The following is a 13,647-nucleotide window of genomic DNA, read 5'->3' on the forward strand; positions in this document are numbered from 1 at the left end:
AAATGATATTCATTATCTTGCGCTATGGAAGATCAAAACCCCTGGAAAACACTTGACAGTGAAGTAAAATACGATAACAACTGGATCAGGGTTACAGAACATCAGGTCATTAATCCATCTGGCGGTTCAGGAATTTACGGCGAGGTCCATTTTAAAAATTTTGCCATCGGTATTTTACCACTTGATGGAGAAAAAAACACGTGGTTGGTTGGACAATATCGTTTCCCACTTCAAGCTTATAGCTGGGAAATTCCGGAAGGCGGTGGTCCTTTTAATGAAGACAACCTGGAAAGTGCAAGACGTGAGCTATTGGAGGAAACAGGATTAAGTGCTAAAAACTGGAAAGAGATTCAGCGGATGCATCTTTCCAATTCAGTAAGTGATGAACTGGCCATTATTTATCTGGCAACCGATCTTATTCATGGCATAGCCATGCCGGAGGAAACAGAGCAACTGGTTATTAAAAAAGTACCTTTTGAAGCCGCCTATCAAATGGTTATCAATGGCGAAATAACCGATTCGATGAGTGTCGCAGCTATTTTAAAGGCAAAACTGATGCTGTTAAATGGCGAATTATAATCATATCTTAACAAACCTAACAGTTAACAAAAACCTGCCGGGTTTATCTAAGTCTTATTATCTTTGCGAACTATTTAAATCAATATGAGCAAGCTTTTTGGCTATATTTTAAGCCCTGTTTTCTACTTTTTCTTTGGATTGACACTTTGCATTTTTCATCCCATTCAGTGGATCTGTTATCGCTTTTTTGGATACAAGGCACATAAAGTTTCTGTTGATATCCTCAACTTTTTTTTAACTTATTGCCAAATATTTTTATTTAATTCTGTTCGCTTTAAAAACGATTATCAGCTTCCTACCGATAGGCCAATTATCTTCACTGCTAACCATCAAAGCATGTATGATATTCCTGCTATGATCTGGTTTTTAAGAAAACACAGTGCGAAATTTATCTCGAAAATAGAACTCACTAAAGGCATCCCATCCATTTCCATTAACCTAAGATTAGGTGGTGGCGCAAACATCAACAGAAAAGATAATAAACAGGCCATCTCCGAAATTATTAATCTTGGCCGTAGAATGAAACAAAACAACTGGAGTACCGTAATTTTTCCTGAAGGTACGCGGGCAAAAGACGGACAGGTTAAAACCTTCCAATTTGGTGGAATTGCGACTTTATTAAAGGTTGTTCCAAATGCATTGGTTGTACCTATTGCAATAGAAAACTCCTGGAAAATTGTGCGTTTCGGCATGTTTCCGCTCACTACAGGCCTAGCCTTAAAATGGACCGTATTAAAACCAATAGAACCTGAAGGAAAAACGGCAAACGACATTACTCTTGAAGCCGAAACAGAAATTAGAAAGGTGCTTGGGCAATAGAAGTATTAAAAGATTAGTATCAAGATGGAAATATCAGGTATCAAGACTAACGTATTAGGTATCGAGACCTATTGTGATTCTAGACTTTTGACTTGATACTTGATACTCATAACTATGGACTAAAGACTCCAAACTAAATATTCTTATTCCCGATTACCTTAAAAAACTCATCTCGATAAGTATCTCCAACCGGAATGATTTTCTGATTGATAGTGATCCTGCTTCGCTCAATACTTTCAATTTTATCTACCGCTATAATGTATGATTTGTGTACCCGAATGAATTGACTTTGTGGCAAAGCTTCTTCCATTTTCTTCATGCTTTGAAGCGTAATTACCCGTTCGGTTTTGGTAAAGATAGAAATGTAGTCTTTCAAACCCTCAATGAACAGAATATCATGTAAATAAATCTTCTGGATTTTATGTTCCGTTTTTACGAAAATATAATCCTGAACAGGATTTGCAGGAGCTGAAAAGGGTGCAGGTGTTACAATTGGCTGGGCCACACTTGCCGGTGCCTCAACGGGTTTAAATTGGTTATGAACTTTTTCTACTGCCTTATAAAAACGATCAAATGCAATTGGTTTCAAAAGATAGTCTGATACATTAAGATCATAACTTTCCAAAGCATATTGTGGATAAGCGGTTGTTAAAATATAATGGCATTTGTTTCCGGCAATTTTTAAAAATTGAATTCCGGTGAGTTCTGGCATTTGAATATCCAGGAAAACCAGGTCTATACCACCAGCCTGAACAATCTGCAAAGCTTCAATTGGATTTTCGCACCTTTTAACAAAATTTAAAAAAGGTACTTTTGAGATATAATCTTGTAGAATATCAAGCGCCAATGGCTCATCATCAACAACAATACAATTTAAGTTCATTTTAGCTTTTAGTTTAATTCATGATTTCTATAACATCCGCCAGTATTTGGATTTTCGGATTATATATCAATCATCAGTTCGCAGGTATAGTGAGTAGCCGAATTTACAACATTTAATTTATATCTGTCAGGATAAACCAATTGTAATCTTCTTTCTACATTGGTTAAACCAACCCCACCTTGCGCATCTTTATTCTGATTATTTTTCTTATTGATTACACTAAAATGAAGGATTTTTTGGTTGGCAATGATATTAATTTTCACTGGGTGTTCGGGATCATTTACCACGCCATGTTTAAATGCATTTTCTACAAAAGAGATCAACATTAGCGGAACAATTTTCTGATCGTCTATTTCTCCATTTAAAGTCAATTCAATATATGCACCATCCTTAAACCTGATTTTCTGTAAATCGATATAATTCGTTAAATAATCAACTTCTTTGCTTAAAGCTACCGTTGGCGTATTGCTTTCATAAATCATGTATCGCATAATTTCCGAAAGCTTCATGATGGCATCAGCCGTTTTATCTGACTTCTGGTAAGCAAGTGAATAAATGTTATTCAGTGAATTAAATAAGAAATGTGGATTTAATTGCGATTTCAGAAATTGTAATTCCATTTCACGGCGTTCACTCTCAAGATTTCGCTGAATGCGTTCATTGGCAAACCAATCTGCCGCAAATTTGATCAGGCAACTGGAAACCAGAAAGAAACCACAAAGAAACAATTGTGCGAAGAAATATTGGTCTACAGATATTGTTTTTCGCTTGCCTTCATTCATATACTCCATCATCTCTTTCGGATTTAACACTGCAATTGCAGTTTTAATAAATGCAGCTACGCCAAGAAGGATAATAAAAATGAAAATATAAAGAAAGTATTTTTTTTTCTTTTTAATGAATTGAGGAATGAGGATCAGGTAGTTAATATAAAACAGCGAAACATTTATAATCCCGAACAATACAAGCGATAATAAAAAGTGCTTTATATTTTTTGTATCAGAATCAAAAAAGGCACTCAATGCAATGATGATTAATATAACCGCCCAGTACAACGCATGCAATATAATAGGGCCTTTGCTTTTTGTCATTATTCTCCGCTTATTACAAATCGTATTTATCTTTCGATTTGAGCATCCAAAGTAAAAAAACTTTCCTTTCTAATCCAACACAATCTACCAACTGGCTTTTTTTTTCTACGAACGGCCAAAACGTTAAAATTTATCGACCAACGCCAAAATTAACCCGTTGATCTATAATCTTGAACACTTGGTATAATAGATTTTAACAGCCAGTTTTCATTCTGTTCCTTTGAATCATCAAAACGAAACAACCATGAAAAATTCAGCAGCAATCAACTTCACTAATCAAACAGTAATTACTAATGATGCTTTCACAACCTCTCATATTAAATTAAACGTTATGAAAAAATTAGCCAATACCTCGCCATTTTTACTTTTATTATTACCGGTTTTTATGATGATCATATTAACGCTTACCGTTAATACCAATCAAAATGATGCTGAAATAGTAGTTAAACCCGCTAAGGCACCTACTTCAATAGTGAAACAAGCTACGGCTATTTTTAAGTAGTGTAATGAGCACTTTTGCAATAGAAACCGTAGGACTAAATTTTAACTTTGGTCAACAGGCAATTTTAAATAACTTAGCCCTACAGGTTCCCAAAGGTAGCATTTATGGTTTTCTTGGACCAAATGGAGCTGGAAAAACCACTACAATAAAAATTCTGCTTAACCTCTTAAAATCTCCATCTGATCAGGTTTTTATTTTCGGAAAAGAGATTAACAATAACCGCATTGCCATATTAAAGCGAGTGGGTGCGCTGGTAGAGCAACCCGCTATTTATGGGCATCTTACTGGAAAAGAAAACCTGGTTAACAGGTGTTTACTTTTGGGTATTAAAAGAAGTAAAGCTGATGAAATGCTGGCGATTGTTGGCTTAACTGAAGCTGCAAATAAAAAATCAAATCAATATTCTCTAGGGATGAAACAGCGGCTGGGTATTGCCCTCGCTTTAGTTTCCGACCCCGAGCTCTTGCTTTTAGATGAGCCAACAAATGGCCTTGATCCAAACGGCATCATCGAGATCAGAAACCTGATGATTGAGCTGACTACAAAACACCACAAAACCATTCTGGTATCCAGCCATCTTTTAGCTGAAATAGAAAGAACTGCAACCCACGTCGGCATCATTAATAAAGGAGAATTACTTTTTCAGGGCACCATTCAGGAGCTTCAGTTACTTAATAAGCCTTTGCTTGAAATTGATGTGAATGATATTGATGGGGCATCAATGCTGCTCACAGAAAATGGATATGAAATTGCAACCAAAACGGATGCAAAAATTTGGATTCCATTTGTATCTCAAACAGAAAGTGGAATAATAAATACTTTATTGATACAAAACGGCTTTACAGTAACCAGTCTTTCACTGCAAAGAAAAGATTTGGAAAACCTATTTCTGGATATTACTAAAACAAACTAAAAATGCGCTCTTTATACATTTCAATATACTCAGAATTTTATAAATCCAAAAAAACACTTGCATTTTGGGCATCTATTTTATTGCCGCTAATTATTTGTAGTTTAATCACTTTTGGCTTTTATAGCAGTTCAGAAAAGATTTTAAATCTTCACCAGCCACCAATGATTCTTTGGCTGCGTTACATAGGTGCAGCCCTTGGTGTAATGGGCATACTGATTTTGCCATTTTATGTGATTTTTATGGCATTTTCAGTAAATAACATCGAACACAAAAACGACACATGGAAATCTCTCTTTGCTCAACCACTTAATAAATTCTCTATTTACGCAGCAAAGTATATTTTTGCCATCATCCTCATATTTTTATCACTGTTCCTGTTTTGCAGTCTTACTTTTGCATTCGGACATTTATTGCAGCTCCTGGTGCCAAAATTTAATTTTAATCAATATGATCCTTCAATGATTCTCATTAAATTTTATGTTAAACTCTTTTTATCCTCACTGGGAATCTTGTCTATCCAGTTTATTTTAAGTTTGCTTTGGGGAGATTTTTTGAAACCAATGGGGATTGGTTTTGTGGGTACTATTATGGGCATTATTGCAGGCAATGTGGGTTGGAAATATGCTTATTTAATCCCTTATAGTCATCCATCATTGGTTTTAAGTGGCAGTAAGGCTGCAGCAAATCCTTTAAATTTCCCCATTTTCACACCTGAAATTTACAGCAGTTTAATTTATGCCTCCATCCTTTTCATACTGGGTTATTTCATCGTCATGAAAAAAAGTATTAAATAACCTTGCGTTTCAATTGCTGCAATAAAATCCCCATCACCTTCTGGTAATTAAAAGCAGATCTTATAATCATACAAAAGCCTGCTTTTTTGATCATTTCTGATCAAAAGGCAGGCTTTGTTGTTTAGAGAGAGAGATGCGTTAAATGGAGAGCGTTATTCCTTTGCTAAAAGGACAAAATTCTTTGTTTAAATGCCCAAACTATGAGCTGATAAGAGTTGCGTAAATCAAGTTTTCTTACCATATTTCTTCTATGTGTATTTACAGTATGCTCACTGATAAAGAGCATATCGCCAATTTCCTTACTGTTATAACCTTTTGATAAAAGACGTACAATGTCTATTTCCCGTTCAGTTATCAAACTATTATTTTCATTAACTAAAACATCGTTTATCATTTCAAAAAATAAATGTGGTGAACAATAGAATCTATATTTCGTTTGTTTCTATAATCAAAAGTACATGCATCTACTGATTTATGAGTAGCATAAAACACCCTAAATAAAAAGGTGATTTTACGGTATTAAAAAAAACGTTCGCTCTTGCCTGCCATCATCTAAATTCCGACTTTAGGGATCTAAATCATTTATAAATACTAATATGGAAAAAGTAAACAAATCGCAGCCTATTGATAAAGATATAGCGCAAAAAATGGTTAATGCTTATAGTGAAGAGGCTACAAGCCTTAACTCCAGGTCATATACAAAGGCAGTATGGTTCCCCGCAGAACAGATTCTGGCAATGGCAAAAAAAATTAGTGAGGGTAAACATGATGGTTTGAGAATATACTTTGCTCAATATATATCTGAATCTTTAGAAGGTTTACCTGAAGATCATAAAGGGCGGAATACGGTACTGTTAGTGCCTACTTATGCAGCTGGCGAGACCAATGCACGTGGTGAGGTAACCAATCCGCATGAGGATGATATAGATGATATAGAAAACAGAGGCGAGCTTTGTCCGACCATGTGTGATGGAGTAGAATTGTAATTTATGAATTTTTTTACCCCTATTGTTATAGCAGAACTAATCTGTCTGATCACAGCTGTATTTTTTTTATTTAAGGATAACATTTCATTCTGGAAAATTAATATTGCTTATCTGTTGATTGCATTATCTGCGGAAGCGAGAGGATCATTTCTTGCTGCTCACCATCACCATAACGTGGGGTTGTTTAATACATTCGTTTTATTTGAAATTGCATTTATTTCTTATGGGATGTATTATTGTTTAAAAAAATACACCAATCCAAGGCCTGTAATATTTACGGGCCTTGGTATTTGTTACCTGATCTTTACCTTCTTTACAGTTAAAAACGGCATACGCGCTTATAATGATGTATTCAATGACATTACGGTAAGTATAATGTCTGTAATATTTGTATTATATTGCCTTTATTACTATTACAAGCTTTTGAATGATGAAGAGGTTCTTGATCTAAAATATCATCCGGAATTTTGGTGGGTAAATGGGGTTTTATTCTATTATTTTGGCGGCACAGCCATTAATCTCTTTTATGGCCTGTTTAATATCCGCATATTTGAGCATATTCCTCTTCGGTTATTTATTTACAATATCATTAACATTATCCTTTATAGTAATTGGATATACAGTTACCTATGCAGAGCCAAGCAACGCAAATTGCAATCTTAATCTTGATTACAACATTTATATTCCTGCTCATGCCTTTATTTCTGATTATTTATATCAGATCATATACCAGGCATAAGAAAAATCACTTGTTGGAAAAAGAGCATATGCGTCAAAAATTCGAATCAGAAATTTTGCATGCGAGGATCGAGGTACAAGATCAAACCATGCAAACCATCGCCACAGAACTGCATGATAATATTGGTCAGCTCCTTAGTCTGACCACTTTAACACTTAATTCTGTAAACCTGGATGATAGTGAAAAAGCAGGAAAAAAAATTGGCAATTCTTTATCACTGATTAATAAATCAATCAAAGAGCTGAGGGAGCTGGCAAAGCTCTTGCATGGAGAACAAGTTGTTGAAAATGGAATCGGTTATGCTCTTGATCAGGAAATAAACTGGTTAAACAAAACGGGCGCTTACGAAATAGAAATAAACAATAGCCTGGTTGATCTGACAGAAAAATCACCAGATAAAGACCTGATCATTTTACGGTTATTGCAAGAAATCATCAACAATATTATTAAGCATGCCAATGCTACAGCAATTACTTTTAATGCTCATTATGAAGATAAGATTCTTCATTTGCAGATTAAGGAAAATGGAATTGGCTTCAATTATGAACAAGCTGCAGTTGCACCATCGGGAATGGGTTTAAATTCTATCCACAAAAGAATAGAAATGATCAATGGAAAATTAATATTAAATTCGTCACCTAGTAACGGTACAAATATTTTAATTGAAATTCCCTATCCCTAAAACATGCCTGCCCTATCCATCTCTATTGCTATCGTTGATGATCATACACTTTTTCGTTCAGGTTTGGCGAGTTTGTTAGATGAGTTTGATGAAATTAAAGTATTGTTTGAGGGCATTAACGGCTTGGATCTTCAAAACAAAATCAAAAATCATCCTGATTTGCAGCTTATTTTAATGGATATAAATATGCCTGTAATGGATGGATATGCAGCTACAAAATGGGTTAAAGAAAACTATCCTAATATAAATATACTGGCACTAAGCATGCTGGAGGATGAGAAAGCCATTATCGGAATGCTGAAAGCTGGTGCAGGCGGCTACATGCTTAAAGAATCTACACCGATAGATCTCCTAAATGCCATCAAAGCCATTACAGAAAAAGGATTTTATGTTAATGACCTGGTGTCTGGCCGATTGTTGGTGGCACTTAAAGATGGTGATGCTAAGCCGATTTTTAGTGCACGTGAATTAACATTTCTCCAACACTGTAGTAGTGAGCTCACCTATAGAGAGATTGCAGATCTTATGAATGTTAGTCCGCGGACAGTAGATAATTATCGGGAATCTCTATTTGCCAAACTAAATATCAAATCTCGTACTGGCCTGGTGGTTTATGCCATTAAAAATAACCTGATTAAGATATAACTTCTTAATTTTCTAGACATTAATTTCTAATATAATTTGGATAACTAAGTAATTAGTTTTAACTTTAGTTATGACAACATTTTGTTGTTCATCCTTATTGTAATAATTTATCATGGAAATTAAAGATTTAACTAAAGCCGAAGAACAGATTATGCAGGTTTTATGGCAACTGGAAAAAGCGTTTGTTAAAGAAGTTATAGACCAACTTCCTGTACCTAAACCCGCATACAATACAGTTTCAACAATTATCAGGATTTTGGAAACGAAAGGCTTTATTGGTCATGAGGCTTTTGGAAAGGCACATCAGTATTATCCCCTAATCAGTAAAGAGGAATATAAGCGCCATGCTACAGAAAAACTCCTGGGAAATTACTTCGAAAATTCTGTAGAAAGCATGTTTTCCTTTTTTGTAAAAGAAGAGAAACTGGATTTAAGTGATGTAGATGAAATTTTAAAAATGATAAATAAAATTAAACGCAGTCCAAAATGAGTTTCGCCCACTACCTGCTGCAGGTAAACTTATACCTGATTGTTTTCTATAGCTTTTATAAATTACTGTTAGATAAGGAGACCTATTTCTTACTCAATCGGATCTATTTAGTGGTTTCGGGTATGTTATCTTTATGCATACCCTTTATACGACTGGAATGGATTACCCGGCAGGAAGCTGCGCAAAAGGTTTACACCACGGTAAACTGGGAAGCCCTTTTAGAAAAGGCAACAATAGTCCCTGATCATCAAACAGGTTTGGGCTGGGCAAGTGTTCTTGCCTTCATCTATTTTACAGGTATATTGTTCTTTTTTGGTAAACTAATAATTAATTTATTGGTGGTTAAAAATCTGATCAACTATGCGAGAGCTGGTTCAGCATTTTCATTTTTCAGCAGAAAAGTAATAGACAAAAACCTGCCTTTATCAAATGTAATTGATGTACATGAGGATGCACATGTTAAGCAATGGCATACGCTGGATATTTTATTTTTTGAGGTATTGGGTATTTTAACCTGGGTAAACCCATGTATATATCTCTATAAAAAATCAATCAAAAATATACATGAATTTTTAGCTGATCAGCAGGCTGCAGAATTTCAAGGTGATAAGGCAGACTATGCTATGCTGATTCTGAGCCAATCTTTTGGAGTATCTCCAAATAGCTTAACGAATGGTTTTTTTGAAAAATCACTCATTAAGAAAAGAATCTTCATGCTTCAAAAAGAAAGATCTAAAAAGGTAGCCATTATGAAATATGGCTTTTTTATCCCCCTGTTTGCTATTTTAATCATCTTTTCTTCAGCTACAGTTCGGAAGAATAAGAAACTGATGGCCCTTTCGGATCAGATTCCTTTAGAAAAACCTATCGAAATTATGCAGGATATGGTGGATCCAAAAAATGAACTTTCAAATGAAACATTATCCAAAAAAGTGATTTTTCCTTCAGTAGAGAAAATAGATGTAAACTGGGCTGGATTTTATCGTTTCATGGCCAAAACAATAAAATATCCGTCAGAAGCTCATCAAAATAATTTACAAGGCAATACCCAGATTAAATTTACACTTCAAAATAATAAAGTAACTCAAATAAGTAGTGTTGTAGATTTAGGTGATGGTTGTGATGAGGAAGTAATGAAAGCAATACTCTCATACAGAAGTTTTAAAAATATACCGAATGGTAAATATACTTTAGCGGTTGGATTCAGATTAGCTGATCGCAAATCGGCCACTAAAAACAAAAATTTTATTGCTGTACCCTCCTACCAAAAATTATCTACCATTAATATTGTTGGCTATTCTGCTACACAAAAAGATAATCTTCACCATGAAAAAGTATTCGATTTCGTGTCCATTGATCAACAGCCTGAATTTCCCGGAGGAATTGCTAAGTTTTATGAATATTTAGGAAAAAGTATTAAATATCCTGCACAAGCAATACAAAATAATGTTCAGGGAAAAGTGTTTTTATCTTTTATTGTGGAAAGAGATGGCAAGCTATCCGATATAAATATCACACGTGGATTAGGTAGCGGAACAGATGAAGAAGCAGTAAGAGTAGTTAGTGGATCACCCAGATGGAATCCTGGTATTGCAGACGGAAGACCGGTTCGTGTAAAATACAACCTTAATGTAAATTTTAAAATGAACGCGAATGACGAGCCATCAGTTCCTTCGAAAATACAAAGTCTCACTTTTAGATCAGATCAAAACCTGACTTCTATTCATTTAAATGAGGATACATTTAAGGGGATGATTTTTATTGATGGGACTAAAATAGCAGATAAGAAGGTTTTAAATACAATGAATCAAAAGAATATTGAATCTGTAAATGTATTAAAAGGCAATGCTGCGACCAGCTTATATGGTTCAGAAGCAAGAGAAGGTGTAATACTAATCACTACTAAAAAGGGAAAGACTAACTTATTTAGAGATCTGAATCAAAAAGAAATTACGATTGACAGGAATACGACTGTAGACTATTTACCTAAAAAATTCTAACCTAAATCAATGATATGAAAAAGATATTAATTTTAATTATTGTACTGGGCTTTGGTTTGCAAGTTTACGCACAACAAGCAGATACAGTTAAAACACAATCCAGCATATCATTCCCTGGTTTGTCTAAATCAGACAGTAAGGAACCGTTAATTATTATTGATGGAAACAAGCAATATTTAAGAGGTACTACACCACTAAAAGATATGAATCCAAATAATATTGAATCCATAAATATTTTGAAAGATAGCGCTGCAATGCGTAAATATGAATTTGATGGCAGTGCGGGTGTAATTGAGATTACAACCAAAAATAGCCAGGCAGGATTTTATAACAAAGCCATCGATACAGATCATATAATTTTAAACGGTAAAATCAAGCCAGGCTTTCGGTCGACACATCCACCAAAGGTTATCATTAGAAACTTATTACAAAAAGACCTAGATCCTAAGGCTAAACCCATGTATGTTGTAGATGGTGAAGAGGTTCAGGATATTAAAAATCTAGATCCAGGCACCATAGCCGCTGTTAGTGTGATTAAAGATGCTGCAGGAAAATCATCATATGGTGATAAAGGAAGAAATGGAGTTGTTATAATTACCACAATAAAAGCTAACAAAAAGTCTGAAAAGAAAAACTAAATAAAACCTTAATAAAATTTAATGATGAGAAAGCTAATGATTTTAGCCCTAATGGGCATCGCCATGTTTGTTAATGCTGTAAAGGCACAGAAAATTTATGATTTTGTATCTGTAGAGAAGCAACCAATTTTTCCTGGTGGTATTGCAAAATTTTATGAATACCTCGGTAAGGAAATTAAATATCCGGAGGTAGCAAAAAAGAATAAAACACAGGGAAAGGTATTTGTAAGCTTTACTGTTGAGCAGAATGGAAAATTAAGTAATGTTAATGTAACTAAAGGCCTGTCTGCAGAAACTGATGCGGAGGCACTTAGAGTACTTAAAAACTCCCCTAACTGGAACCCCGGCATATTAAATGGTAAGCCAGTAAGGGTAAAGTATAATATTAACGTTAATTTTAATCTCTCAACAAAAACAGAGAAAATGACAGCGGTTAAATCTGGCATACAACCAGAATATCCAGGAGGCACAAGTAAACTTTATAGTTATTTGGCAAAGCATATTAAATATCCTGCTCAGGCCAAAAAAGATAAAGTAAAAGGGAAAGTATTTTTAGCTTTTAATGTAGAACAGGACGGCACATTATCAGATTTGCAGGTTACAAAGGGGCTCTCAAAGGAAACCGATGCAGAAGCCTTAAGAGTCATGCAATCTGCTCCAAGATGGAATCCTGCGATTGATGCAGATGGTCATCCAGTTAAAGTTAAATACCAAATGGCGATCAACTTTACCATGATTTAATTAGATCCAATTTAAAAACACAAAAGCCCTGCTAAAAAATAGCCGGGCTTTTGTGTTTTCTCTCCTGTCTCGGAAGTTTAAATCTATAAATTTTTTAGGGTTTATACAAACTTTACAGAATATAATTTTTAATAGTAAAATTTTTAATATGCTAACATAGAATTATTTACGTTTTACAAACTTATATTTTGTTGCATTTGATTTCAAAAGCATTCAGCTAAAACTAAAAAGCCCCAAACTAGGTTTGAGGCTTAAGATTCAACTTTTCAGCTGAATGCACAGTATATTTTTAAACTGTTTCTTCCGAAACAAATTTTGCACTGGCAAAGTCGCGATTCATGCGTGCTATATTTTCCAGAGAAATCCCTTTAGGACATTCCGCCTCGCAAGCACCCGTATTGGTACAGTTACCAAAACCTTCAGCATCCATTTGTGCAACCATGCTTTGTACACGACGATAGCGCTCTGGCTGACCTTGTGGTAATAACGCCAATTGAGAAATCTTAGCGGATACAAATAGCATTGCTGAAGCATTCTTACAAGTGGCCACACAAGCACCACAACCAATGCACGCCGCAGCCTCAAATGCTGCATCAGCCTGCATTTTCGGAATTGGAAGGTTGTTGGCATCCTGCGCATTACCAGTATTCACAGAAATGAAGCCACCTGCTGCAATAACCCTATCAAATGCAGAACGATCTACAGTTAGATCTTTTACTACCGGAAAAGCAGCTGCTCTCCATGGCTCTACCACAATAGTATCACCATCTTTAAAAGAACGCATGTGTAACTGGCAAGTGGTAACTAGGTCTTTCGGTCCGTGAGGGCGGCCATTAATGAACATGGAGCACATACCACAAATACCTTCACGGCAATCATGATCAAATACCACTGGTTCTTCACCTTTCGTAATCAGATCTTCGTTTAACACATCGAACATCTCCAAGAAAGACATATCTGGTGATATACCAGCTAGTTTATAATCTACCAAAGCACCTTTGGTATTGTTATTTTTTTGACGCCAAACTTTTAGCGTTAAGTTCATATTTCCTGTACTCATGATATTGAGATTTTGGACATCAGACAGGAGAAATTAGATTTGAGATTTGAGACATTATTGCCCTTCTCACATCTTACATCTCACA

General features: G+C 35.1%; 17 protein-coding genes. 13 read left to right on the top strand and 4 right to left on the bottom strand.

The features are described 5' to 3' along the window. Positions 1 to 24: 24 nt before the first annotated feature. Both AN34_RS17615 and AN34_RS17620 read left to right on the top strand, forming a co-directional pair. Positions 25 to 579, top strand: coding sequence for an NUDIX hydrolase (locus AN34_RS17615; RefSeq protein ID WP_029287577.1), 555 nt, complete (start codon positions 25 to 27; stop codon positions 577 to 579). An 84-nt stretch (positions 580 to 663) separates the two neighbouring features. Further along, positions 664 to 1,398 carry a 1-acyl-sn-glycerol-3-phosphate acyltransferase gene (locus AN34_RS17620; RefSeq protein ID WP_029287579.1) on the top strand — a complete coding sequence of 245 codons (735 nt, stop codon included), beginning with the start codon at positions 664 to 666 and terminating at the stop codon, positions 1,396 to 1,398. Positions 1,399 to 1,531: 133 nt separating this feature from the next. On the opposite strand, the gene AN34_RS17625 is transcribed toward AN34_RS17620, so the two are convergent. Both AN34_RS17625 and AN34_RS17630 read right to left on the bottom strand, forming a co-directional pair. Then, positions 1,532 to 2,281, bottom strand: coding sequence for a LytTR family DNA-binding domain-containing protein (locus tag AN34_RS17625; protein ID WP_029287581.1), 750 nt, complete (start codon positions 2,279 to 2,281; stop codon positions 1,532 to 1,534). A gap of 59 nt (positions 2,282 to 2,340) precedes the next feature. Next, positions 2,341 to 3,372 (bottom strand): sensor histidine kinase, encoded by a 1,032-nt coding sequence (locus AN34_RS17630; RefSeq protein ID WP_029287583.1) that lies wholly within the window; start codon positions 3,370 to 3,372, stop codon positions 2,341 to 2,343. A 244-nt stretch (positions 3,373 to 3,616) separates the two neighbouring features. Here AN34_RS17630 and AN34_RS17635 point away from each other — a divergent pair, with 244 nt between their 5' ends. The 3 genes from AN34_RS17635 to AN34_RS17645 are packed head-to-tail and all read left to right on the top strand — an operon-like array spanning position 3,617 to position 5,581. Continuing rightward, on the top strand, positions 3,617 to 3,874 hold the full coding sequence (locus AN34_RS17635; protein WP_029287585.1) for a hypothetical protein: 258 nt from the start codon (positions 3,617 to 3,619) through the stop codon (positions 3,872 to 3,874). 4 nt (positions 3,875 to 3,878) lie between these two features. After that, positions 3,879 to 4,787 carry an ABC transporter ATP-binding protein gene (locus AN34_RS17640; protein WP_029287587.1) on the top strand — a complete coding sequence of 303 codons (909 nt, stop codon included), beginning with the start codon at positions 3,879 to 3,881 and terminating at the stop codon, positions 4,785 to 4,787. 2 nt (positions 4,788 to 4,789) lie between these two features. Further along, positions 4,790 to 5,581 carry an ABC transporter permease gene (locus tag AN34_RS17645; protein ID WP_029287589.1) on the top strand — a complete coding sequence of 264 codons (792 nt, stop codon included), beginning with the start codon at positions 4,790 to 4,792 and terminating at the stop codon, positions 5,579 to 5,581. A gap of 163 nt (positions 5,582 to 5,744) precedes the next feature. Here the strand turns inward: AN34_RS17645 and AN34_RS22160 are convergent, their stop codons facing one another. Beyond that, positions 5,745 to 5,975, bottom strand: coding sequence for a LuxR C-terminal-related transcriptional regulator (locus tag AN34_RS22160; RefSeq protein WP_029287591.1), 231 nt, complete (start codon positions 5,973 to 5,975; stop codon positions 5,745 to 5,747). A gap of 202 nt (positions 5,976 to 6,177) precedes the next feature. Between AN34_RS22160 and AN34_RS17655 the strand changes: the two genes are divergently transcribed. From AN34_RS17655 to AN34_RS17690, 8 genes are all read left to right on the top strand, one after another. Next, positions 6,178 to 6,567 (top strand): hypothetical protein, encoded by a 390-nt coding sequence (locus AN34_RS17655; RefSeq protein ID WP_029287593.1) that lies wholly within the window; start codon positions 6,178 to 6,180, stop codon positions 6,565 to 6,567. A 3-nt stretch (positions 6,568 to 6,570) separates the two neighbouring features. Continuing rightward, positions 6,571 to 7,230 (top strand): hypothetical protein, encoded by a 660-nt coding sequence (locus tag AN34_RS17660; RefSeq protein WP_029287594.1) that lies wholly within the window; start codon positions 6,571 to 6,573, stop codon positions 7,228 to 7,230. A gap of 29 nt (positions 7,231 to 7,259) precedes the next feature. Next, positions 7,260 to 7,988, top strand: a complete 729-nt coding sequence (locus AN34_RS17665) for a sensor histidine kinase (RefSeq protein WP_197285557.1) — start codon at positions 7,260 to 7,262, stop codon at positions 7,986 to 7,988. Between the two features lie 3 nt (positions 7,989 to 7,991). After that, positions 7,992 to 8,633: a response regulator transcription factor gene (locus AN34_RS17670; RefSeq protein WP_029287598.1), complete on the top strand. Its 642-nt coding sequence runs from the start codon at positions 7,992 to 7,994 to the stop codon at positions 8,631 to 8,633. Positions 8,634 to 8,745: 112 nt separating this feature from the next. Beyond that, entirely contained in the window at positions 8,746 to 9,123 is a 378-nt protein-coding gene (locus AN34_RS17675) for a BlaI/MecI/CopY family transcriptional regulator (RefSeq protein WP_029287601.1), read from the top strand. Further along, the gene (locus AN34_RS21960) at positions 9,120 to 11,123 is read left to right on the top strand and encodes a TonB family protein (protein ID WP_029287603.1); all 2,004 of its coding nucleotides are present in this window, start codon (positions 9,120 to 9,122) and stop codon (positions 11,121 to 11,123) included. Before AN34_RS17675 ends, AN34_RS21960 begins: the two co-directional genes overlap by 4 nt. Positions 11,124 to 11,137: 14 nt before the next feature. After that, the gene (locus tag AN34_RS17685; protein ID WP_029287605.1) at positions 11,138 to 11,761 is read left to right on the top strand and encodes a TonB-dependent receptor; all 624 of its coding nucleotides are present in this window, start codon (positions 11,138 to 11,140) and stop codon (positions 11,759 to 11,761) included. Between the two features lie 21 nt (positions 11,762 to 11,782). Continuing rightward, on the top strand, positions 11,783 to 12,502 hold the full coding sequence (locus AN34_RS17690) for an energy transducer TonB (RefSeq protein WP_082468460.1): 720 nt from the start codon (positions 11,783 to 11,785) through the stop codon (positions 12,500 to 12,502). Positions 12,503 to 12,791: 289 nt separating this feature from the next. Here the strand turns inward: AN34_RS17690 and AN34_RS17695 are convergent, their stop codons facing one another. Then, positions 12,792 to 13,562: a succinate dehydrogenase/fumarate reductase iron-sulfur subunit gene (locus AN34_RS17695; RefSeq protein ID WP_029287610.1), complete on the bottom strand. Its 771-nt coding sequence runs from the start codon at positions 13,560 to 13,562 to the stop codon at positions 12,792 to 12,794. Positions 13,563 to 13,647 lie beyond the last annotated feature (85 nt).

The sequence above is a fragment of the Pedobacter sp. R20-19 genome, from assembly GCF_000708265.2.
Classification (GTDB): domain Bacteria; phylum Bacteroidota; class Bacteroidia; order Sphingobacteriales; family Sphingobacteriaceae; genus Pedobacter.

Coding starts and splice junctions, on each gene's coding strand:
- AN34_RS17640 (WP_029287587.1), top strand. CDS start 3,879: ATGAGCACTTTTGCAATAGAAACCGTAGGACTAAATTTTAACTTTGGT.
- AN34_RS17655 (WP_029287593.1), top strand. CDS start 6,178: ATGGAAAAAGTAAACAAATCGCAGCCTATTGATAAAGATATAGCGCAA.
- AN34_RS17620 (WP_029287579.1), top strand. CDS start 664: ATGAGCAAGCTTTTTGGCTATATTTTAAGCCCTGTTTTCTACTTTTTC.
- AN34_RS17635 (WP_029287585.1), top strand. CDS start 3,617: ATGAAAAATTCAGCAGCAATCAACTTCACTAATCAAACAGTAATTACT.
- AN34_RS22160 (WP_029287591.1), bottom strand. CDS start 5,975: ATGATAAACGATGTTTTAGTTAATGAAAATAATAGTTTGATAACTGAA.
- AN34_RS17685 (WP_029287605.1), top strand. CDS start 11,138: ATGAAAAAGATATTAATTTTAATTATTGTACTGGGCTTTGGTTTGCAA.
- AN34_RS17675 (WP_029287601.1), top strand. CDS start 8,746: ATGGAAATTAAAGATTTAACTAAAGCCGAAGAACAGATTATGCAGGTT.
- AN34_RS21960 (WP_029287603.1), top strand. CDS start 9,120: ATGAGTTTCGCCCACTACCTGCTGCAGGTAAACTTATACCTGATTGTT.
- AN34_RS17630 (WP_029287583.1), bottom strand. CDS start 3,372: ATGACAAAAAGCAAAGGCCCTATTATATTGCATGCGTTGTACTGGGCG.
- AN34_RS17665 (WP_197285557.1), top strand. CDS start 7,260: ATGCCTTTATTTCTGATTATTTATATCAGATCATATACCAGGCATAAG.
- AN34_RS17690 (WP_082468460.1), top strand. CDS start 11,783: ATGATGAGAAAGCTAATGATTTTAGCCCTAATGGGCATCGCCATGTTT.
- AN34_RS17660 (WP_029287594.1), top strand. CDS start 6,571: ATGAATTTTTTTACCCCTATTGTTATAGCAGAACTAATCTGTCTGATC.
- AN34_RS17615 (WP_029287577.1), top strand. CDS start 25: ATGGAAGATCAAAACCCCTGGAAAACACTTGACAGTGAAGTAAAATAC.
- AN34_RS17645 (WP_029287589.1), top strand. CDS start 4,790: ATGCGCTCTTTATACATTTCAATATACTCAGAATTTTATAAATCCAAA.
- AN34_RS17625 (WP_029287581.1), bottom strand. CDS start 2,281: ATGAACTTAAATTGTATTGTTGTTGATGATGAGCCATTGGCGCTTGAT.
- AN34_RS17670 (WP_029287598.1), top strand. CDS start 7,992: ATGCCTGCCCTATCCATCTCTATTGCTATCGTTGATGATCATACACTT.
- AN34_RS17695 (WP_029287610.1), bottom strand. CDS start 13,562: ATGAGTACAGGAAATATGAACTTAACGCTAAAAGTTTGGCGTCAAAAA.